Source organism: Bradyrhizobium sp. BRP22 (genome assembly GCF_020194175.1).
Taxonomy (GTDB): Bacteria; Pseudomonadota; Alphaproteobacteria; order Rhizobiales; family Xanthobacteraceae; genus Bradyrhizobium.
In genome coordinates, this window is the sequence record NZ_JADYVX010000004.1 from 199,666 (window position 1) to 220,123 (window position 20,458).

Below are 20,458 nucleotides of genomic sequence, written 5' to 3' on the forward strand. Positions count from 1 at the left end.
TTGGAGGCAGCGCGGGCCCCTCAAGTTGAGCGTCGTGACGCCTAGTGATCCGGAGCCGACAGGCCCAACTTCACGCTATCGGCTCGTCATCCGCATGACAGACGACCTGTTCCTTTTCCGCTAAAGGCGGAACATGGATAAACACCGAAAACCGATCTACCGCCCTGACCGAGCGATGGACCAGCAAATCGTCAGGCGCTCGCTTGAGAACATCGAGTGGTGCTTGGATATCCTGCAGCGTCCATGTCCGAACACCTTCGCGGGAGGCAATTCGCAGGTAAGAGACGCTGAGAACGGCGAACGATTTCCCCAGCGGATCGACCATTTTTGAGTTATGCTGTGGCATGGACCGCACCATGCAGCTCCGACATTTGGAAGAAGCCGAGCGGCACATCGCGCAAGGCGAGAGACATATTGCGGAGCAGGAGGGGCGAATAAGGGTCATGTTTCGGCAGGGCCATAACACGGACCAGGCCCAAAGGCTTCTGGACATTTTCTATGCATCTCAAGCGCAGCATCTTAAGCACCGAGACCGCATTCTCAAGGAGCTGGGGGAATAACGAAGGGGCCGCTCTGCCTCAGCGTTTACCGTCGCTCTCACTGCCCATTCGGATGATCATCCCACTGCTCGGAGATGATCTCCAGCATTCCAGCCATTCTGGACGGTGAAGTGAAGATTTCCACCTTTCCGATTTCGATCGCCGCGCATGGCATCGCGAAATCGCGCGAGCTCGTTCTGCTCTGCGCCATCAAAATCCCTCCCGAGGCGCGGACCTGCTTGAGGCCCCTCAGCCCAGTTGGAAGTGCGCCGCTTAGAACAATGGCCGCCAAGCGGTTACCATAAGTTTCGGACATACTCCGTAGCAAGTCATCCGGCAGCTGAAGCCAACTGCTCGGGTTTCCGGCAAGAGGTCGGAGACGAAACCCCTCGTGCGTCAACTGCACCGAAACTCCGGGACGACAGAGGTAGACCTGCCCGAAGACCGGTCGCTCTCCCTCTTCGGCCCAGCAGACCTTCCTCTTCGTGTGCCAGCCAAGCACCTGATCCAAGCTGCTTGCGGTTCTCGGCAAGTGTTGAGCTACGATGATTGGGGGATAAAAGGTTGCCGCCAGGGAACTCAAAAGTTCGATGGTTGCCCTGATCCCGCCGGCCGAGGCGATCACGCCTACGGCGCAGGAACGTCGAACCTTGGGCTGGGTTGGACCGGAGCGCATTGTCATCTGGATGACATAGCCTTCCTGCGGAGGCAACTATGCCCGTTTCCAACCGCCTGCTGCTGAAAACGCCTGCCGAGGAACTCCGGCTGGTCGAGCCTCATCTCGAACCGGTGGAACTCAAGTTCAAGCAAGTGCTGGCCGAGCCGAATGAGTCGATCAAGCACTTCTACTTCGTAGATAGCGGCGTCGTGTCCATGGTCAATGAGCCCGACGACGGAGAAGTGGTCGAGTTCGCAACCGTCGGCCCAGAGGGCTTGGCCGGGATTCACGCGCTGCTTGGTGTTGCTTCGATCCCGAGCAAGATCCTGGTGCAGATCCCCGGCTTTGGCCGTCGAGCAGAAATCAAACAGCTCGTCTCCTTGTTTGACAAGACGCCGAAGCTGCAGCAGATGCTGATGCGTTACACGGTGGCGCTGATGAACCAGATCGCGCAGGGCACCTCTTGCAACCGCCTCCATGAAGTTCAGGAGCGTTGTGCGCGATGGCTGCTGCAGACGCACGACCGGGTCGAGGGAGACAACTTTCCACTTACCCAAGAATTCTTATCGCAGATGCTGGGCGTACATCGGCCGACCGTGAGTGTCGCTGCCGGTGTTCTGCAAAAAGCAGGCTTGATCGAGTACGAGCGAGGCACGGTCACGATCGTGAATCGCAGAGGATTAGAAGCTGCGTCATGCAGTTGTTACAAGATCATATTGCGTGAATACGAGCGCCTTGTAGGCGCCTGAGCGGGCCGAACTTCGCCAGCCCAAATCATCTTCCTCCCCTCAGAGGAGAACGGAATGGAGCATTACTTGGCTGCATAGAACAGTCGTGAATTTCCGCTACAGCCGCAGCCCCGACAGTGCCCAGTGCACACCTTGTGGCGTTTCGACACTTCCGGGGCTGTCGGGATCACGTGTTATTCGGCCTGTTCGATAGGCGCCGGCATTTTTGCTACCGACATCAGCGATCGAGCCACTTGGTTTAGCAGCTGATCGGAATTCTCTTCTTCCGCAAGCGATTTCGACAACAGCGCGACGACCGCACTGTGACGCAGCTGCTGCGCGAGGTTCTTCGCCGTCGTGTAAGCCGAAATTTCATAGTGCTCCACACGCTGTGCGGCTCCGATCAGGGAGAGGTCAGCGGCCGCGTCTTCCTTTTCTTCGCCTTCAGCGATGATTTCCTGGCCTTCTTCGATAAGCCCCGTCATGCCCTTGCAAGGCTTTGCGCGGACGTTCTTGCCGAGCAACTCGAAGCATTCATTGATGCGCTCCACCTGGTTTTCAGTCTCGACGAGATGCTGCTCAAACAGCTCACGCAGCTGATCGAAGCGAGCTGCCTCGGCCATCTTCGGAAGCGCCTTAGTGAGTTGCTTTTCGGCGTGCAGAATGTCGCGGAGCTCATCGATCAACAGGTCGCCCAGCCCGGCCTGGTCGTCTGGCGGCGAACTTTCCGCGACGATCGCGGCGGAGGCGCCGGGTTCGGCCTGAATTGCTGGCGATTCAGTGAAGACCCAGCCGTTGCCCTCGTTCCAAGGACCGCGGGTGTCGATCTCCCCATGGTCGCCCGTCCCGGTGGAATCGTTGAAGAATTGGTCGACCAGTCCTGGCGTCGGAGCGATGCGGCCGATGCTGAAAGCTGGCTTAGCCATGCTCTCGAGCGCCAGCGCGAACGCTCTCATGTGGGTGATTTCCCGAGTCATCAGGAATTGAAGCGCGTCCTTGGTGCCGGCGTCGTCGCAGAAATTGATCAGCCGCTCATAGACGATCTTGGCCCGTGCTTCGGCGGCGATGTTGCTGCGCAGATCGACATCGAGCTCGCCGGTGATCTTCAGGTAGTCGGCCGTCCATGCATTGCCCTGGGAATTGAACAGGTTCACGCCACCGCCGCCCGCGATGGCAATTAGGGGATCGGCTTCGGCGGCCTGGCGATCGAACTTTGCCGGCTTGAGGTGCATGCGGGCAAGCGTCCCCACGACTTCGAGGTGGCTCAGTTCTTCGGTGCCGATATCCATCAGCAAGTCCTTGCGATCCGGATCTTCGCAGTTCAGGCCCTGTATTGAATATTGCATCGCAGCAGCGAGCTCGCCGTTGGCGCCACCGAACTGTTCAAGAAGCATGTTGCCAAAACGAGGGTCCGGTTCGTCGACGCGAACAGTGAACATCAGCTTCTTGACATGGTGGTACATTGAAGGCCTCGGGATGAGAGGGGACATCATCGCGAACGGAAGCCAGGATCGTTTGTTCCTATTGGGCCGAGGATTCCCGCCCCGAGCGCCAAACCACGGCGCTCTGTTTGGAAGTCGGATTCGAGGGAAGGGAGGACCTCGGCGGCGCCTGGAGCGTTGAAAAGGTACTTACCTTTCCGATCTTGAGACATGTTCAGAATAACCAGATTATCAGCAAGGCGCATTGGCCGCAGGCCAAGCTTTCCGGTGACTGTCCGACCTACCAGAGCGGATGTCGCGTTGGCACATTCTATCGCCCGCAATACCGCGCCTGCTCCGGAGCAGGTGGCCCGCGCCCTGACTTGGGGCGCCGATGAGAAGGTCCTGCTGGTCGTGGCAGCCGTCGGCTGGCTCGCTTGCCGCGGCTGTGGGGTGCCGCTGCGGCGCGCAGGCAACCATGCTCTCCTCGTGACGGTCGCTGCATCGCTGCTGCCCCATGGTTTGAAACTTGTGTTCGACCAAACTCGGCCGGACCGTCGAACGGTGATCGGGCACATTCACGGCGTCCCGCTTTCCGGCAAACGAAAGGATGCTTTTCCCTCAGGTCACGCGCTGCACATGGGTGCCCTCGCATCGGGAGCCAGCGCGTTGCCGCCCGGCCCACGGCAGGCGATCCGCGCGATCGCGGTCGGCCTGTCGCTCACGCGCATAGTGATTCTGGCCCATTGGGCGAGCGATGTCGTTGCCGGGTTCGCGCTCGGGGCGGTTCTTGAACGGGCCTTCAGGCTTTGGACCGGCTACCCGAACGGGATTTCAAGGGAGGACGATCATGCCCACTCTTGAAGACCTGAAGGGATACGTGCAGCGCGCGACCGGTCTGCTGCGCCCCGGCAAGCGGAAGGCTGTGGATCTCGCGCGAGTGCGAAAGCCTCATACGGTCCGCTTCAAGGACGACGGTCTCGTCCCCAATCATCCGCGATGGCCGCTCATTCTCTATCGAAACGCCCTTGTTTTCGATGAGGGCCTCGATGCTGCGGCCGTTATCGAAGACCTGTTTGAAGCGAACGGATGGGGAGACAGCTGGCGGGATGGCATCTACGACTACGTGCATTATCACTCCAGGATCCATGAGGCGCTCGGCATCGCGCGCGGTAAGGGCCGCGTTCGGTTCGGCGGCAACAAGGGAAGGATCTTCACGCTGAAAGCTGGAGACGTCGCGGTTCTTCCCGCCGGCACGGGCCATCAGTGCCTTTCCGCAGACGATGAGTTCCTCGTCGTCGGGGCCTACCCGCCGACCGGCACATACGACGAGTGCACAAGCGACGAAGACCGTCAGCGGGCGTTGAAGGCCATTCCGAAGGTGTCGGTGCCGCGCAAGGATCCGGTCTTTGGGGCCGGCGGGCCGCTCACGAAAATCTGGAAGAAAGCGAAATGACCGAGTACGTCATCCGCTTCCTTGTCGGGGGTGCCGTCGTATCGGCATTTGCCATGCTGGGCGATCTTCTGCGTCCAAAAAGCTTCGCCGGCCTGTTCGGAGCAGCGCCGTCGGTCGCGCTCGCCACGCTTGGAATCGCGGTGTATCAGCACGGGGTCAACTACGCCGCCTTGCAAGCCCAGGCGATGATTGCAGGAGCGATTGCGCTCGCCGTCTACAGTGTCGTCGTCTGCCATCTGCTTGTCCGTGCAAAGCTGCGAGCGGTAACTGCTACGTTGCTATCGCTGGTCGTTTGGCTGGTCGCCGCCTTCGGGCTGCTATTGTTCGCCGGAGGCCAGACGTGAGCCCGATCCGGTTTTCGCCGTCATCTCTCAAGGAAGGCCGCTGGTACGAATACATGGTACGCTTCGCGCTCGGCGGCGCTGCGACCGTCTTTACTGGCCTCGTCAGCAGCCGCTATGGAGCGGTCGTCGGGGGCGTTTTTCTTGCTCTTCCAGCCATTTTCTGCGCAAGCGCGACTCTGATTGAGAAGCACGAAATCCGCCGCAAGCGTAAAGCGGGTCTCGCCGGCGAACGCCGCGGGCAAATGGCGGCCGCCGTGGATGCCGCTGGCGCTGCACTTGGCGCGCTTGGCATGCTGGCCTTTGCGGTGGGGTTTGCGATGCTGGTTTTACGCAGCAACATCCTTGCCGCTTTCGTCGGCGCATCCCTCGCCTGGCTGATTATCGCGGTCCTGGCTTGGTACGTGCGCCGGAAAATGCGATCGATGCGAACAGTGCAACAGAACAGCGGCTCCGGTTCGCGAACGCGACAGGACTGACCGTGTGCGTGGCGGCCTTTTCATAATGAGGAGGCGGATGATCCCGCTCGCTAGCTCTGGAGCCTCATTTTGGCGAGACCGGATTGCGACAGGGGCCGAGCAGCGGGGATCGCCGCAGATCATCCCATGACCTGCCGGCGAAAAGGAGACGCGAGGAACCGCGATCAGCAGCGCGTGTTGAAAAGAAAACCGCCCGTTTGGTGCCTACGGTTTTTGTTGCAAGGTTCAGGATGGCTGACGAAACGATCACAACCAGTGGCATAGCCGTGCACGGCGCCTCTCGCCTCCCGTGGGTTGAGATCGACAGTTTCAATCTTGAACTGAAAGATGAGGACGAATTCCTCGGGGACCGCGCCAGCAAGGGCGCCTTCCGGGAAATCCTCGAAAAGTGGCGAAAGCCGCTGCGCAAATCTGGCGAAGACCCTTTCGGCAAGGAGCTTTCCGAAGACATCAGCAAGAAGGAGCTCGACGCCGTCCTTGGCGGCGACGATCCTGAAGCCTCGGTCGTCGTCCACAGTGCCATCGAGGACTTCGCGCAGGAGCTTGCGCGCGTAACGCGTCGGTTCCTAAAAACCAAGGCCTGGGAGAAGACCGAGCGCATCGTGGTGGGCGGCGGTTTTCGGGACAGCCGACTGGGCGAACTCGCCATCGCGCGCGCCGAAATCCTCCTCAAGGCAGACAGCCTCAAGGTTGAGATGCGCCCGATCCATTCTCACCCGGACGACGCCGGCCTTATCGGGGCGCTATATCTCGCTCCTTCCTGGGTCTTCGAAGCTCACGACTCCATCCTTGCCGTGGACATCGGAGGCACGAATATCCGCTGCGGCGTCGTGGAAACGCGTCGCAAGAAGGCGTCGGACCTCTCTAAGGCATGCGTGTGGAAGTTCGAGTTATGGCGTCATGCCGAGGACGAGCCGTCGCGGGAGAACGCCGTAAAGCGCCTGGTCAAGATGCTCAAAGAACTGATCGCGAAGGCGGAAGACGAGGGATTCAAGCTCGCGCCATTCATCGGCATCGCATGCCCAGGCGTCATCGCGAGCGACGGCTCGATCAAAAAGGGTGCGCAGAACCTGCCCGGTAACTGGGAGAGCAGCAAGTTCAATTTGCCGGTGAGTCTCGTCGAAGCGATCGCACGGATCGGGGAGAACGACACAGCCGTCGTCATGCACAACGATGGTGTCGTGCAGGGACTTTCTGAGGTCCCCTTCATGCAGGATGTGAAGCGCTGGGGCGTACTGACGATCGGCACCGGTCTCGGTAACGCCCGCTTTACCAATCGCAATGGCAAGGGCGAACGCTGAGTTATTGAGAGAAGGTGACCCGATCTCGGCTGAAGGAGCGCGATTTGGCCAGGTTGTGAATCGCCGCCTCGGAGGTGACCAAGATCAGCATCTCAGGAAGAACCCCGAATTTCCTTCCTGGTCGGCGTAGGTAGCGGTCAGCACCGCGATTTCGTTCGGCCCCCAGGGCGACTTTTTGCCGCTTCTGAGGCGAGGTTTCAACGGAGGAACCTCGCTGACTTCGCAGGTTTATCACCGGAGGGAGGTTGGAGCCGGCGAGTGCAAATATACGGCTGTGGTCGCAGGCGGCCCAGCGAGTCGCTGACGGCAAACTGTTGGAGAGGCCGCGATAGCCGACACTCACCCTACAATCCCTAAAGATTTGAAGGAGGCACGTGGTGAACCAACCGACTGAAAAGGAAATCGAGAAGCGCGCCTATGAGATATGGGAGCGGAGCGGCAAACCCGAAGGCAGGGAAGAAGAGTTCTGGCGGTTGGCGGAGCAGGAGTTGCGAAACGAGGATAAGTCATCTCCCCTCCGTACTCCAGACAGCCTGTAAACAGAGAAGAAGCGCTTACCGGATGCCTCATTCCGTAGCGGCCGAAACCGTATTGCTGTACTTTGTGCTGCCCCTCTGGTTATTGGCCGGCTTTGCTGATTACCTTTGCCATCGCGCTTCTCGGATTGAGACGACGAGCGGCTATAAGGAATCTCTGCTTCATCTGTTGATGTTGATCGAGCTGGCGATACCACTGCTGGCGGCGATTTTTTTGGAGATCAACGCTCTTATTATTGCGGCTATGATCGCCGGTTTCGTTGTGCATCAGCTGACAGCCCTCTGGGACACAACATTCGCCAGCCATAAGCGGCTTGTTACGCCCATCGAACAGCAGGTCCACAGTTTTCTTGAGCTGATGCCCCTTATGGCGATGGTTATCGTGATTATCTTGAACTGGCCGCAATTCCTTAGCCTCTGGGGGCTGGGTTCTGAGCCCGCAAGTTATGAACTCGTCCTGAAGCGAGAGCCATTACCCCTGGCTTACGTGGCTGCATTCTTATTCGCAGTCCTGATGTTTGAAGTCCTTCCCTATATGGAGGAATTCATTCGAGGCATACGGTCGCGGACGAGGGCTTAACTCCGAACGCGGAGGACCATCAATGAAGGTTGCCGTCATCGGAGGGACAGGACTGTTAGGGTCCGCGATTGTGGCTGACCTGTCCTCGCGCGGCCACTCAGTAATTTCCATGAGTAGAAGCGCAGGCATTGCGAGTCCGGGCGCTATCTCGGTCGACCTTAACGAGGCGACGTCTCCCTCTTACTGGCTGCCCCATCTCGATGGCGTAGAGGCCGTAGTCAATTGCGCCGGGGTGCTCCAGGATAGCACAAAGGAGTCCACGTCAATGGTCCATCACCGCGGCGTCGCGAATCTCTTTGCCGCGTGCGAGCAACTCAAAATCCGCCGAGTGATCCATTTCTCCGCGATCGGCGTAGACCGGCAAACCCCCAGCGCGTTCTCAGAAACGAAGTTATCTGGCGACAAGGCTCTGATGGGGCGTGACCTCGACTGGATTATCTTGCGTCCGTCCGTCGTGATCGGTCGGGCGGCCTATGGGGCCAGCGCGCTCATGCGAGGCTTGGCGGCCCTCCCGGCTCTGCCGGTAATGCCGAACACAGGACAGCTCCAGATCGTCCTGCTTGAGGACGTCGTGCAAACAGTGCAGCATTGTCTAGAGCCCGGTGCGCCCACACGGACAGTTGTCGAACTGGTCGGCCCGCATCGCCATTCTTTCCATGAAGTCATTGCACTGATCCGCCGTTGGTACCGTTGGCCTCCGGCGCACGAGATCCGTTTGCCGAATTTTGCTTCGAGCGTGATGTACAAACTGGGTGACATGATTTCGCTTTTGGGCTGGCGCCCCCCGTTACGCAGCACTGCCGAGCGGGAGATCAGGCGAGGCGCGGTCGGCGATCTTGAAGACATGCAACGGCTTGGGCTACATCCAAAAGGCCTTCCGGATTTCTTCGCCTCCGAACCAGCTTCAGTGCAGGAACGTTGGTTTGCGCGCATGTACTTGCTCAAGCCAGCGATATTTATCGTGCTATCTCTATTCTGGATCTCGACCGCCTTTGTCTCACTGGGGCCGGGCTGGGACTACGGTATGGGCCTCATGGGCGAGGGCGGCGTCGAAGGAACGAGTGCGGCGCTCACGGTGGTCGCCGGCGCATTATCCGACCTGGTGATTGGACTCGCGATTGCCTATCGCCCAACCAGCCGGTACGGACTGTATGCGGCGATCGCGATTTCCTTCACTTACGCGATCATCGGGACCATACTTGTGCCTCGCCTATGGGCCGATCCGCTTGGACCGATGCTGAAAATTTGGCCGATTATCGTCCTGCATTTCGCAGCGCTGGCTGTTCTTGAAGATCGATGATGCTGTACTTCGTTCTCAAGTACCTACATATCGTCGGCGCCGCGGTCTTGCTTGGCACAGGATCCGGCATTGCATTCTTCATGCTTGCAGCTCACCTCGGCGGAAAGCCCTCCGTCGTCGCGGGCGTCGCCCGAATTGTTGTGATTGCGGATTTTATCTTCACGGCCACCGCCGTCGTTGCACAGCCCATCACGGGCTCGCTGCTCGTGCTGCACGTCGGCTACTCCTTCTGGGAAGGATGGATCGTTTGGTCGATGGTGCTGTACGTCATCACCGGAGCACTGTGGCTGCCAGTCGTCTGGATGCAAATGCGCCTGAGGGATCTTGCGTCAATCGCAGTGGCAAAAGGTTCGCCTTTGCCGCCTGAATATTACCGAATTTTCTGGTTGTGGTTTGCCTTCGGCATTCCAGCGTTCATGGCGGTGGGCGCTATACTCTGGCTGATGATAGCCAAACCTCAACTCCCGTTTTCTTGAAGCGTGGGAGCAATCGCCGAGCAGACCAGGATGCTCCGCTCGCGATCGACTGCCAGCTTGCATAATTGTCGGCCTGCGGGGCACGGTCGACCGGCTATGTGAGGATACCTGTTAGGCCGCCGATCATCTTCAAGAACGCCTGGTGTTCAGGCGCGCCGCTGTCATTGGCCAAAAACTCTGCGAGTCCGATTTTTGTAACGTCTCCTCCGGCAAATATGTTCGTCTCATGCAAAATGAATACGCCCTTGCAGTCCTGACAAAGCCACCAGCTATCGCCGTTTTCGCTTTGATGGATCTTGCGTTGTCTGCTCAGGGACATGGAAAGAGCTCTCCACGGCCAACCAGCCGAACGGAAATGCGTTCCTAATGACGGCAACGTGCCACTACGCGTGGCTTTCAACGCTTCATGTGAACTGCAATGCGACAGAGCGGGGGCCGATGCGAGCGAACTGCCACGCGTCTAGTAGAATGACGGAAGTGGCCTGAGACGCCGCGGTGCTCGTAGGAACAAAGATCTCTTCCCGGAGGTTGAAGACCGCCTAGGTTGGGCGACGCTGGCGTCATCAAGGGAGACTGCTTTCCGCGTGAGTAGGAGTGCACCGCCGAGGAAATCCGCACCTGCTTCCAATGAAACGTGGTGGCGTAGCGCGGTCGTCTACGAGATCGCCGTGGTGTCATTTCAGGACAGCAACGGCGACGGACAGGGGGACTTGGTCGGCCTTCTGCAGCGTATCGACTATCTCACTTGGCTTGGCGTCGGCGCGGTATGGCTGACGCCCATCTACAAGAGCCCCAATCATGACTTCGGCTATGACATTGCCGATTTCTGCTCGGTCGATCCGCGTTTCGGCAGCCTGGAAGATTTCGATCACCTGCTACGTGCTTTGCACGATTCAGGCATCCGGCTCATTCTCGATCTCGTTCCCAATCATACCTCCGATCAGCACGCCTGGTTTGGGGAAAGCAGCGCCTCGCGAAACAACCCGAAGGCCGATTGGTATCTGTGGGCGGAAGCTGGCGCCAATGGTGGTCCGCCGAACAACTGGCTCAGCCGTTTCGGAGGCAGTGCTTGGGAATGGTGTGAGGAGCGCCGGCAGTTCTACTATCATTCATTTCTGCCGAGCCAGCCGGACCTCAACTGGCGAAACCCCGAGGTCCGAGAAGCCATCGCAGCCGTGATGCGGTTCTGGCTCGAGCGCGGCGTCGACGGTTTCCGGGTTGATGCGAGCGCTGTGTTGATCAAGGATGATCTGCTGCGCGACAATCCGCCGGACCCGGAGGCCAACGACAAGACGCCACCTCCTCAGGCCTTCATGCCCCTGTTTACGGACGACAGGCCGGAAGCCATGCGCTGCATCGAATACGTCAGGGAAGTTCTGGACCGGTATGACGGAAAACTTCTCTGCGGCGAGGTGCAGGGCAAGACTGATCGGATCGGCCATTTCTACGGAAACAGCAAGCCGCGCCTGCACCTGCCGCTGAACTTCGCATTGCTCGATTCGGAATGGAATGCGATCTCGCTTCAGGCGACGATCGATGCCTATTTCAATGCGCTTCCGCAAGGTGCCTGGCCGGACTTCGTGATCGGCGGACATGACAAGCACCGGGTCGCCAGCAAAGTAGGTCAGTCTCAGGCACGTGTTCTTGCGATGCTGCTGATGACGATCAGGGGCACACCGTTCCTGTTCGCCGGCGATGAGATCGGTTCGGAACAGGTCCCGATTCCATCGGACCGCGTCCAGGACCCGTTTGAAAAACTCATGAAGGGCTTTGACCTCGGTCGCGATCCTGAGCGGGCACCCTTGCGTTGGGACGACACGGAGGGAGGCGGGTTCACCAGTGGCGAACCCTGGTTGCCGCTGAGCCGGGACCGCACCCGCAATATCAAAGCCCAACAGGGCGATCGGAATTCGCTCTTGAACCTCTATCGTGAACTCATTGCATTGCGCCGGGAGGAGCCTTGCCTGTTGCAGGGAGAGTATCTGCCGCGCCGGGCACAGAACGACGTCTTCTCGTTCGGGCGCAGGATGAACGATACGGAAATCCTCGTTGGCCTCAATTTTTCCGGAGAACCACGGCTTTGGGTGTGGGAAGGCTGCGGCGTCCGATTGTTATCGACTGGTCTAGACCGCAACCAGGAAAAAGTAGCGGGACCAATCCACCTGAAGCCGAACGAGGGAGTCATCGTCAAAGTAAGTCGTTGAGTGCGCCGCGAAAAGAGCGGGCAAAGAGTTGGGCAGACCGCGGTCTGGCCGAAGAGTCCCCGCCGACCCATACCGATGGAACCCTTTTTCCGCCCTCCCGTTGGCCCTCTTTGAGAGGGTGCGTCATGAACGTGCGGGATGAGTATACGCAATCGCTCTGGATGGATGTCCCGGTGGTCGAAGCCCCCAGTCTGTCGGGATCCGAGCGGGCGGACGTGGTCGTGGTGGGTTCGGGGATCGCAGGGCTATCGGTGGCCTATGAGCTTGTTAGCCGCGGGCGCTCCGTGATCGTGCTGGATCGCGGCAGCATCGGCAGCGGCATGACGGCGCGCACGACCGCGCATCTCGCCACGGCGCTGGACGACTATTACAAGGAGCTGGTGAGCGTGCGCGGCGAGGAATGTGCGCGGCTCTACTACCAGAGCGTCATGGCCTCGATCAGCCGCGCCGAAGCGATCCAGGATCTCGAATATATCGATTGCGATTTCTGCAGGGTCGACGGTCTCTGGGTGCCGGCTCCGGAGACGCCGAGTTCTCTGCTGGACGAGGAACTCGAGTGCTGCCAGCGGCTTGGCATTCCCGTCGAGAACCGCCAGACGGCGACGCCCTTCCACTCCGAGGGTATGGTGCGATCGCTACGATTTCCCGGGCAGGCGCGCTTTCATCCCACGAAATATCTCGCCGGGCTGGCCCGCGCCCTGCAGCGCGCTGGCGCAAAACTTTACGCTGACAGCTGCGTCGAGAGCATCGAGCACAAGCGGGACGAGGTCGTGGTGAAAGTGTCGTCCGGGCACGAGGTGCGGGCGACTGACGTGGTCGTCGCAACCAACTCTCCGGTCAACCTTGAAGTCGCTATCCACACCAAACAGGCGCCCTATCGCACTTATGTCATCGCGGCGAAGCTGCCGGGCGGCGTGCTGGTCGACGCGCTCTATTGGGATACGCTCGAGCCCTACCATTATGTCCGCCTGCAGCCGCTCTCTACCGACGAGGTGCTCGTGATCATCGGCGGTGAAGACCACAAGTCCGGCGAGGCCGATGACGGCGAAGAACGCTTTGCGGCGCTGGAGCACTGGGCGCGCGCACGATTGCCAGACATGGGCGCGATAACCCATCGCTGGTCGGGACAAGTCATGGAGCCGACAGATTTCGTCGGGTTCATCGGCCGCTCGCCGGACGAAGAGCATGTTTTCATCGTCAGCGGCGATTCCGGACAAGGCATCACCAACGGCCTCGTTGCCGGCATCCTGATCGCGGACCTGATAACTACGGGCTCCAGTGCGTGGGAGGACATCTATTCGCCGGCACGGAAAGTCCACAAGAACATCGGTGAATACATCAGCGAGAACATCACACCGTTGAAGAATTTCGCGGAGTATCTTTCGGCGGACGAAATCGCTTCCGTCGAGCGGTTGCGGCCAGGCGAGGGCTGCCTGGTGCGTAGCGGACTGCAAAAGGTCGCCGCATGCCGGGACCAGGCAGGACAGCTGCATCTGCGTTCTGCCAGCTGCACGCATCTGGGGTGCGTTGTGCACTGGAATTCGGTGGAGCAATGTTGGGATTGCTCGTGTCACGGATCGCAGTTCGCGCCCGATGGCACCGCGCTCAATGGACCGGCAGTATCCCCGCTTGCAGACCTCGAGAAGCCGGCGCACCACGAGGCCGCGGAATAGCTCCGATTGGCCGCCGTATGCCTGCTCGCACTGATGATGGCTCGTTGCTCCTGCCATTTGTCAGGCGCCAAGGGCGGATGTACCCCTTAGTGAAAGGCCCTCGGAAACGGGCCTTTTCATGTTGCTTCCAAGCGAATGATTCGATGACAGCCACACTCATGGACATTGGAGGAAAGGCGCTGTTGGGTCGTGTCACAAACAAGGAGGAAGCTATGCCGGGCCAGAAAGACACTTGAAGACCTCTTCCTGGAGACCCTCAATACGCCGAAAGGAAGATACTCGTTGCGTTGCCAAAAATGGCAAAAGCTGCGAATTTTGACCACCTGCGCGATGCCTTTGAAAAACATGCCGGCGAGACAGAGGGACAAATCCAGCGGCTGCGGCGAGTTTTCAAATTGATGAAGCAGACTCCCAAGGGGGAAAACCTGCCCTGCTATCCTGGGGCTGGTTGAGGAGGGCGAAGAAGTGATGGAGGATTTCGAAGATTCTCCGGCGCTGGACGCGGGCCTTCTCTCGGGTGCTCAGGCGGTCGAGCATTACGAAATATCGCGATACGGCACGTTGATTGCGTGGGCTGAACAATTGGGCATGAAGCAGGCGGTTCAGCTCCTCGAGCAGACGCTTGAGGAAGAAAAGAAAACCGACGCCGCGTTGAACAAGCTGGCCGAAGCCGCGATCAATCGGAAGACGGCTTAGCGGCAGTCAGCCGACACGCTCGTTGGAGCATTGGCGCTACATCGCGGTGTACGCGGTCTTCACAATGAAGCCACCGCCGCCTGATCGGTTCAACCGCCAGCGGCAGCAAGAGGCGGAGGGAGCCGCCTGGCAGCGGCTCCCTTTCAGCTATTTCTTGCCTTCGCCGACCGTCGGTGCGGGCTTGTTGTCGAGATTCTGCGCCATCTCAAGGTGATGCTTTAGCGCGGGCAAGGTTGTGCCGGCCCAATCCTTCAGTTCCGAGTTGTCGCCCCCCTTTGCATAACGCTCGAACAGGTCGACGGCATCCTTATGAGCGCTGACCTGCATCGAATTGAACTCGGAGCTGAAATCGTTACCGTTGGCACCCTTGAGTTTGTCGAGCTTGCTTTGATGCGATGAATCGAGAGCGCTGGGCAATTCGGCTTTCACTTTGCCACTGGTGACAAGTCCCTTCAGCTCAGTGCTGGTTTTAGTGTGATCCGTTACCATTTGGGAAGCGAAGGTCTTCTCCGCTGCATTTCCCTTCTGTTGTGCGAGCTTGTTGGACTCGATCTCAAACATGTCCGATATCGCGACCTGCTTGACAAAATCCACCGTCGAGGGGCTGACCCCGAGTACGGAATTGACGCCGGTCTTCTCGCTGACTGATTGGGCCAGTGCCGGCGTCGCCAGCAAAATGCACGCCATTGCTATTATGGTGGGTCTCATGTGTATCTCCATCAGCTTGCGGTCTTGCAGTTGACGTCCTTGCGGAGCGCCATGGTGTGAGTTGGTGTCGCCGCCTTTCCTCGGCGAATTTGGCGGGGAGGAATCGGACGACGTCGTCGTGGCTGAGCTCTCAAGGCGATTAAGTCGTAGCGGCGACCGGCCATAACAGAAGCCCGCCAGATAAGCTAAGCGGTCAAGTCACCGGTCTTGCTGCATCTTCGACCGCTCGTGCGGTGGTTGCCATTCCGGCGGCATAGGCAGCCCCGGCGCCCAACAGAAGCGCGCAGAAACTGGCAAGCATGGCATAGGCGAGGTGCCTGCGCGCCTCCTCCATTTGAGCTTGCGTTCCCGGCCTGCTCGTCGAGCCCACTGTTTCACGCGTCGGATTGTTCGAATAATATGCGATGCGGGCGTTCGCCGCATAACTTGGGCCGGCGAGGTTGCCCGCGATGCTGCCAGCCGAAGCAGGTATCATCGCTGCTGCCGCCACCACGACGACGGTCGCGACCGCCCACGCTCCCAAGGCATGTCCGACACGCCCCAAACCGCTCTGATCAGGCGAGTTCGCGGCTGCGATGGCGCCGCCGATGAAGGCGGCAATGATGCCCGAAACGGCCCACCAGACGAAGGCGGGCCAGCCAGCGCTCGCAGGCGCGGAGGCGGCGGTGGCAGTGTCGATGGCGAGCAGGCCAATGCCAAAGCCCAGCATGGTCAAGAGGATTTGGACGACCAATGAAGCAAATACGCCCGCCAGGACAGGTGACCAGGTCCAGGCGAAGAAAGCGTGCGGTACCGCGCGTGTAGCCATGTTTATCTCCTCAAATACGATTTGGGATTCAAGATCAAATTCACACGTAAGTTCCAATCCGTTGGAACCGCGGACCTGGTTGAGGCTTGATGCCTAGAAAGGAGGAGGATTGACCATGACATTCGGCAGAGGCGCCCTATTGTGGCTCTTGGGCATCCCGCTCCCCGTCATCCTGCTGCTCGCGCTGTTCTGGCGTTAGCGGTCGCAGGTGAACTCGAGGTCCACCGCTAACCTGGTAGCGGGACGTACTATCTTGCGCGAAAACCGGTCGGTGAGTTGATGCTGTCGAGTTCAAGCGGACTGTTGCGCATAGACTGCAAAGGCGAAAGGCCCCGCCCGTCCTAAAGAGAGTGTGGGACTGCGCAGAGCCGTCCCACGATTTGGGGATCTCTGACGACGTTGCGACGAGCAAGCTTGAGGCGTTCGGCAAGAGGGGAAATTAATGGCCCCCCGTCAAGGAAGGTGAGGCGCGGTCGGTCTCTCAGCCGCCGGCGCCTACCGATCGTGCGCCAACCGGCGAATTGGGGAGAATACTGCGTTTGACGCATTCGCGAACCGTCCAATTCAACCCAGGTCCAGCGGGGCGGAGATACGGACGGTGGCGGCGGCTCAATGGAGCCGCGCACGGAGTTTCTCCCGTAGATCGTTCGCGTATTCCTCGAGGGCTTGACGGGCCTCCTCCAAGCGCGGCTGGCAATGATTGCAGATGTTTCCCGCGCAGCAGATGCCGACCGAATGTCCTTGAAAGAAGCTGCCGGCGCACGGCGCGGTCGGCCGACGGCTTGAACCACTTCATCGTATGAGCCGCGCCTCGTACTGGCGATTGCTAGAAACTGAGCCGTATCTCCGTTATTTCAAGATGCATGCCCGCGAAGTGAGTCCGACTGCGCAGAGGAGCAGTCGCCGCATGTGAAATCATGGGGGGCCGCGATACGCCGGCGGAGCGCGATCCTGTTCGTCGTGTGCCCCCGCGTCAATGGCAGTTGGCCTACCCACGGCGTTCCGAATTCTCGTTTGGGAGCCCCGAACAACACTCACCGCCGGCGATTGGCTTTCTTAACCATGTCAGAGGGGGTGGCGCGCGACGGTGATACCTTAGCCTGCCGTCCAAGAAACGTATCCGGGGGTCGTTGTCCTGAAGGATTTCACCGACTCCGTGATGCACTGAGGTGAAATTTCGATGGTGCTGCGAAGAGCCGGATCATTGGACGGTTCATGCTCGTCTCTCAGACCAGATGATTGAGTTCCATGCGGTAGATTACCCCGAAACCTCGCAGGAAAAAGCGAGGAACCAAGAACTTGAAACCCTGATGGGAACGGTCTTCCTTGTCGGGCTTTGTCGTCCCGAGGGAAACAACGGTGAGGTGGACGGATAATGCATCAGCCATCCCTAGCAGGTTGCCGCATCCTCATCATCGAGGACGAATATTTCCTCGGCGATGACCTGGCCAATGCGCTTCGGTCGCTTGGCGCTCATGTAATCGGTCCGGTCCCTGATCTCGACGAGGCTATGGCAGAAGGACATGACGGCTTCGATGTCGCGATTGTCGATATTAACCTGCGTGGAACCTCAGCCTATCCCATAGCGGACAAACTCATGCGCGTTGGGAAGCCATTCATTTTTGCGACCGGGTATAGTGCCGACTATCTGCCCGATCGTTTCCACCACATCCATCGATGTGAGAAGCCTTACGACCTTGAGAATATCACGACCTCTCTTGGTGCGCTGTGCATAGCGCATCAATCGCGTGTTGCCGCTTGAGACTGTCGCGGGTGGGCACTTCCGAGCAGGCACCTGCGCCGTAAGCTAGCATGCCATCGATGGCGGCTAGCGTGTTGTCAGGCGAAAAACCGAAGCGGAGCACAAGGCAGGATTCGCAAATGGAAGGAGCTGTGGTTTTTCCGAATTGAACGATAAGTTGTTTGCTTCGTGATTAAAAATCGAACGCGAAGACTCAAGTGCGGCCAGCGCGCAGCTGATCGCTTCGTTTGAAGCTTGCCGAAACTTACTTCGGAAATAGCTTGTCCCGGATGTAGCGCGAAGTCGGTGTGAGCTTGAGTCGTCGCAGCTTGCACCAAGCCGCTTTGTCGATTTCCTTTTTATCTCCAATCTTCAGTCGGCCAATTGCCGTTTTCGTCAAGAAGATCGCATCGCTCATTTTCCGCCCCGAACGACGGTCTTTTCTTTTTATTTCCTGCCAGAGCTTCAACGGGCCGAGCTTTAGCTTTGGCAATTCTTCCTTAATCTCGCGGCGCAGGCACTTCCGTTCGCTCTCGCCGACATGCCTTCGGCCGCCAGGAAACATCCAGAGCTTGTCGCGCCGCCGCCTGACCAGCAGCACACGCCCGTTCTTTGTGGCGACAAGTTTCGATGATTTTACCATGTTACAGCGAACCGATTTGCCAAACTTCGATAATTTAGATCGCTCAGTCCGACCTGCAACGATGAGTGTTGCTGCTGGCCAGTTCTGCAGCTATGACCGCACCGGCGTCCAAACGGCGACAAAATCGATGAGCTTGCTTACGCAAACAAGCCAAGGCCGGGCTGCGCACCGAACCGGAGCGCGCGCACCATTTTGTAGGATAAAGGGAAATTGGCGCACCCAACACGATTCGAACGTGTGACCTTTGCCTTCGGAGGGCAGCGGTCAGGAGCGCAGACGATCTCTTGGTTACGGCGTATGTACGCGCGGCGGTTTATCTCAGGCGACCAAGGGCAACGCGTCGCAAAAGCGTTGCGAAATCGATCCGCTTTCCGGCACACATGCACAAGCGTTCGACGACTATCACATGAGCTTGCCGCCTCAACCAGCCTGATGATAAGAGAGTCAAGCTGCGCGCGTCCCTTGTCGGCATCGACTTCTTGGGATCGAAACAGTTCCGATCAGCCCAATGCTGCACCAGCGTGCGCGAGCCGAAAAGCGCGAGCGGTCCGTCGCTCATGTCGAATGTCGGTCGCTCGGCGCGGCAGTCGAGATTGATCAGATCTGCTTTGGGTTGGCACCCGCGCCATCATTCTTGTGGGCCATCTGCTCGATTCCGTTGTTCGGAATAGCGAAATTCGCCGCGGCGCGTTTTGGCTTGGCGATACCAGCAAAAATACCAGCAACGTGGACCGCTGCGGTGAGCTTTTGCTTGAATTTTCAATTCGTCGCGACAACTTTCCGGGAAAATCCGGAATCGAACCAGCGTCTTAAGTTATTGTTATCATTAGTGTTTTTTACGTGGTGCCCCTGGCCGGAATCGAACCAGCACTCCTTGCGGAACTCGATTTTGAGTCGAGCGCGTCTACCAGTTCCGCCACAGGGGCATTCGCCCCATCAGCCGCAAGGCTGGCGTCGCGAAGCGGGCGGAATATAGCGGGCGGGGTGGTGGGGTCAACCCGCGCGGTTTTGATCCGGATGCCGCTCGACAGCGGCGGATCCAGGGGATACCACCTTGGTATTGCAGGAGCTTTAGCCGTGACGCTCGCGACCGCCAATCCGCTGTCCACACGCAATACGGCCAATCCCGCCTTCACGGCATCGGCGGCGGTGGCTGTCATCGCGGCGGCGACGCTGGCGGGAGCCTGGTTTTTCCAGCTCGTGCTGGAGATCCTGCCCTGTCCGCTCTGCCTTGAGCAGCGCTATGCCTATTATCTCGCGATCCCGCTCGGAGTCGTCGTCGCATTTGCCGCCGCCCGCAATGCGCCGCGGCCGCTGCTGCTGGCGGGGCTGACGATCCTTGCACTCGCTGCGCTCGTCAATGCCGGCCTTGGCGCCTACCACGCCGGTGTCGAGTGGGGCTTCTGGCAGGGGCCGACCGATTGCACCGGGCCGGTCGGCAATCTCGGCAGCGCCGGCACGCTGCTGCAGCGGCTGGATACGGTCAAGGTGATCCGCTGCGACGAGGTGCAGTGGCGCTTCCTTGGTCTCTCGCTCGCCGGTTACAACGTGCTGATCTCGCTTTTGATGGCTGCCATCGCCGCCTGGGGCTTTGCGCGGACGGCGAGAATCTAATTGCAGTCTCCGTCATTCCGGGGCGGCCTCTTGGCGCGAGCCCGGAATCCATCAGGCCACATGCGCAGGCGACGAAATGGAGTCCGGGCTCGGCCCGCTGCAATCGCCTCGCCCGGATGACACCCTCATCCCTGAGGAGCCGCGAAGCGGCGTCTCGAAGGATGGGCCGCGGGCGAGACTGGGGCCTCATGGGTTCGAGACGCGCCTTCGGCGCTCCTCACCATGAGGGGCTGATAGCGCATGCGCGGCGGCGCGAATTAAGCAAGCAATTCCAACGTGATTTGCCCCGTCCAGTCTTCGCGGAAAAAACATTCCGCTTTCGCCGTCGGGCAAATCAGTGATTTAACTCCGCGCGTCTCACGGCAGATGAGGGGCGGGTCGCGATCGTCACGAACGTGCGGTGAGATGCGGTGGACGCGATGCGTGTAACTGACGAGCACATGTAACGCGGACGGCGAAGTCGTGTGGTTCTGGCGCCCCGACGCTGGCGCTAAGTTTTTTGCGCGAAGAGGTTCGCGCGAGAGATGACGGTGGCAAGAAAGCCCGGTCACCGAGA

Annotated in this window: 21 protein-coding genes, 1 tRNA gene and 1 pseudogene; 15 read left to right on the forward strand and 8 right to left on the reverse strand. The window is 59.3% G+C overall.

Annotated features, from left to right (window positions below):
• Window positions 1-70: 70 nt before the first annotated feature.
• Together I6F35_RS07675 and I6F35_RS07680 are read right to left on the reverse strand one after the other, a co-directional pair.
• Complete coding sequence (locus I6F35_RS07675) at window positions 71-325, reverse strand: hypothetical protein (protein ID WP_225117045.1); 255 nt, start codon at window positions 323-325, stop codon at window positions 71-73.
• 272 nt (window positions 326-597) lie between these two features.
• Entirely contained in the window at window positions 598-1,251 is a 654-nt protein-coding gene (locus tag I6F35_RS07680) for a chemotaxis protein CheB (protein ID WP_225117046.1), read from the reverse strand.
• A 2-nt stretch (window positions 1,252-1,253) separates the two neighbouring features.
• Between I6F35_RS07680 and I6F35_RS07685 the strand changes: the two genes are divergently transcribed.
• A complete protein-coding gene (locus I6F35_RS07685; RefSeq protein ID WP_225117047.1) occupies window positions 1,254-1,946 on the forward strand; it encodes a Crp/Fnr family transcriptional regulator in 693 nt (230 codons plus the stop codon).
• Window positions 1,947-2,119: 173 nt separating this feature from the next.
• On the opposite strand, the gene I6F35_RS07690 is transcribed toward I6F35_RS07685, so the two are convergent.
• Window positions 2,120-3,388, reverse strand: coding sequence for a DUF892 family protein (locus I6F35_RS07690; protein ID WP_225117048.1), 1,269 nt, complete (start codon window positions 3,386-3,388; stop codon window positions 2,120-2,122).
• Window positions 3,389-3,577: 189 nt separating this feature from the next.
• Between I6F35_RS07690 and I6F35_RS07695 the strand changes: the two genes are divergently transcribed.
• The 9 genes from I6F35_RS07695 (at window position 3,578) to I6F35_RS07735 (ending at window position 9,815) form a co-directional block, all read left to right on the forward strand.
• On the forward strand, window positions 3,578-4,210 hold the full coding sequence (locus I6F35_RS07695) for a phosphatase PAP2 family protein (RefSeq protein WP_225117049.1): 633 nt from the start codon (window positions 3,578-3,580) through the stop codon (window positions 4,208-4,210).
• Window positions 4,197-4,802: a cupin domain-containing protein gene (locus tag I6F35_RS07700; RefSeq protein ID WP_225117050.1), complete on the forward strand. Its 606-nt coding sequence runs from the start codon at window positions 4,197-4,199 to the stop codon at window positions 4,800-4,802. The genes I6F35_RS07695 and I6F35_RS07700 overlap by 14 nt, the downstream gene beginning before the upstream one ends.
• Window positions 4,799-5,146, forward strand: coding sequence for a DUF3147 family protein (locus tag I6F35_RS07705; RefSeq protein ID WP_225117051.1), 348 nt, complete (start codon window positions 4,799-4,801; stop codon window positions 5,144-5,146). The genes I6F35_RS07700 and I6F35_RS07705 overlap by 4 nt, the downstream gene beginning before the upstream one ends.
• Window positions 5,143-5,622 (forward strand): DUF3147 family protein, encoded by a 480-nt coding sequence (locus I6F35_RS07710; protein WP_225117052.1) that lies wholly within the window; start codon window positions 5,143-5,145, stop codon window positions 5,620-5,622. The genes I6F35_RS07705 and I6F35_RS07710 overlap by 4 nt, the downstream gene beginning before the upstream one ends.
• 230 nt (window positions 5,623-5,852) lie before the next feature.
• On the forward strand, window positions 5,853-6,923 hold the full coding sequence (locus I6F35_RS07715; RefSeq protein ID WP_225117053.1) for an ROK family protein: 1,071 nt from the start codon (window positions 5,853-5,855) through the stop codon (window positions 6,921-6,923).
• 377 nt (window positions 6,924-7,300) lie between these two features.
• On the forward strand, window positions 7,301-7,462 hold the full coding sequence (locus tag I6F35_RS07720; protein WP_225117054.1) for a DUF2934 domain-containing protein: 162 nt from the start codon (window positions 7,301-7,303) through the stop codon (window positions 7,460-7,462).
• Between the two features lie 22 nt (window positions 7,463-7,484).
• Entirely contained in the window at window positions 7,485-8,039 is a 555-nt protein-coding gene (locus tag I6F35_RS07725; RefSeq protein WP_225117055.1) for a hypothetical protein, read from the forward strand.
• A 22-nt stretch (window positions 8,040-8,061) separates the two neighbouring features.
• Window positions 8,062-9,339 carry an SDR family oxidoreductase gene (locus tag I6F35_RS07730; protein ID WP_225117056.1) on the forward strand — a complete coding sequence of 426 codons (1,278 nt, stop codon included), beginning with the start codon at window positions 8,062-8,064 and terminating at the stop codon, window positions 9,337-9,339.
• Window positions 9,339-9,815: a DUF2269 domain-containing protein gene (locus tag I6F35_RS07735; RefSeq protein WP_225117057.1), complete on the forward strand. Its 477-nt coding sequence runs from the start codon at window positions 9,339-9,341 to the stop codon at window positions 9,813-9,815. The genes I6F35_RS07730 and I6F35_RS07735 overlap by 1 nt, the downstream gene beginning before the upstream one ends.
• Window positions 9,816-9,909: 94 nt before the next feature.
• On the opposite strand, the gene I6F35_RS07740 is transcribed toward I6F35_RS07735, so the two are convergent.
• Window positions 9,910-10,134, reverse strand: coding sequence for a hypothetical protein (locus tag I6F35_RS07740; RefSeq protein WP_225117058.1), 225 nt, complete (start codon window positions 10,132-10,134; stop codon window positions 9,910-9,912).
• Between the two features lie 349 nt (window positions 10,135-10,483).
• Here I6F35_RS07740 and I6F35_RS07745 point away from each other — a divergent pair, with 349 nt between their 5' ends.
• The 3 genes and pseudogenes from I6F35_RS07745 to I6F35_RS07755 all read left to right on the forward strand — a co-directional run bounded on the left by I6F35_RS07745 (window position 10,484) and on the right by I6F35_RS07755 (window position 14,388).
• On the forward strand, window positions 10,484-12,019 hold the full coding sequence (locus I6F35_RS07745; RefSeq protein ID WP_225117059.1) for an alpha-amylase family glycosyl hydrolase: 1,536 nt from the start codon (window positions 10,484-10,486) through the stop codon (window positions 12,017-12,019).
• 125 nt (window positions 12,020-12,144) lie between these two features.
• The gene (locus I6F35_RS07750) at window positions 12,145-13,692 is read left to right on the forward strand and encodes an FAD-dependent oxidoreductase (protein WP_225117060.1); all 1,548 of its coding nucleotides are present in this window, start codon (window positions 12,145-12,147) and stop codon (window positions 13,690-13,692) included.
• Window positions 13,693-13,881: 189 nt separating this feature from the next.
• Window positions 13,882-14,388 (forward strand): annotated as a pseudogene (locus I6F35_RS07755) (ferritin-like domain-containing protein).
• A 147-nt stretch (window positions 14,389-14,535) separates the two neighbouring features.
• On the opposite strand, the gene I6F35_RS07760 reads toward I6F35_RS07755, so the two are convergent.
• On the reverse strand, window positions 14,536-15,096 hold the full coding sequence (locus I6F35_RS07760) for a DUF4142 domain-containing protein (protein ID WP_225117061.1): 561 nt from the start codon (window positions 15,094-15,096) through the stop codon (window positions 14,536-14,538).
• Window positions 15,097-15,289: 193 nt separating this feature from the next.
• Window positions 15,290-15,904 (reverse strand): hypothetical protein, encoded by a 615-nt coding sequence (locus tag I6F35_RS07765; RefSeq protein WP_225117062.1) that lies wholly within the window; start codon window positions 15,902-15,904, stop codon window positions 15,290-15,292.
• Between the two features lie 1,375 nt (window positions 15,905-17,279).
• Here I6F35_RS07765 and I6F35_RS07770 point away from each other — a divergent pair.
• Window positions 17,280-17,666: a response regulator gene (locus I6F35_RS07770; protein ID WP_225117063.1), complete on the forward strand. Its 387-nt coding sequence runs from the start codon at window positions 17,280-17,282 to the stop codon at window positions 17,664-17,666.
• Between the two features lie 244 nt (window positions 17,667-17,910).
• Here the strand turns inward: I6F35_RS07770 and I6F35_RS07775 are convergent, their stop codons facing one another.
• Window positions 17,911-18,288 carry an NUDIX hydrolase gene (locus I6F35_RS07775; RefSeq protein WP_225117064.1) on the reverse strand — a complete coding sequence of 126 codons (378 nt, stop codon included), beginning with the start codon at window positions 18,286-18,288 and terminating at the stop codon, window positions 17,911-17,913.
• A gap of 841 nt (window positions 18,289-19,129) precedes the next feature.
• A tRNA-Leu gene (locus I6F35_RS07780) sits at window positions 19,130-19,214 on the reverse strand.
• Window positions 19,215-19,365: 151 nt separating this feature from the next.
• Between I6F35_RS07780 and I6F35_RS07785 the strand changes: the two genes are divergently transcribed.
• Complete coding sequence (locus I6F35_RS07785) at window positions 19,366-19,902, forward strand: disulfide bond formation protein B (protein ID WP_225117065.1); 537 nt, start codon at window positions 19,366-19,368, stop codon at window positions 19,900-19,902.
• The last annotated feature ends 556 nt before the right edge of the window (window positions 19,903-20,458 follow it).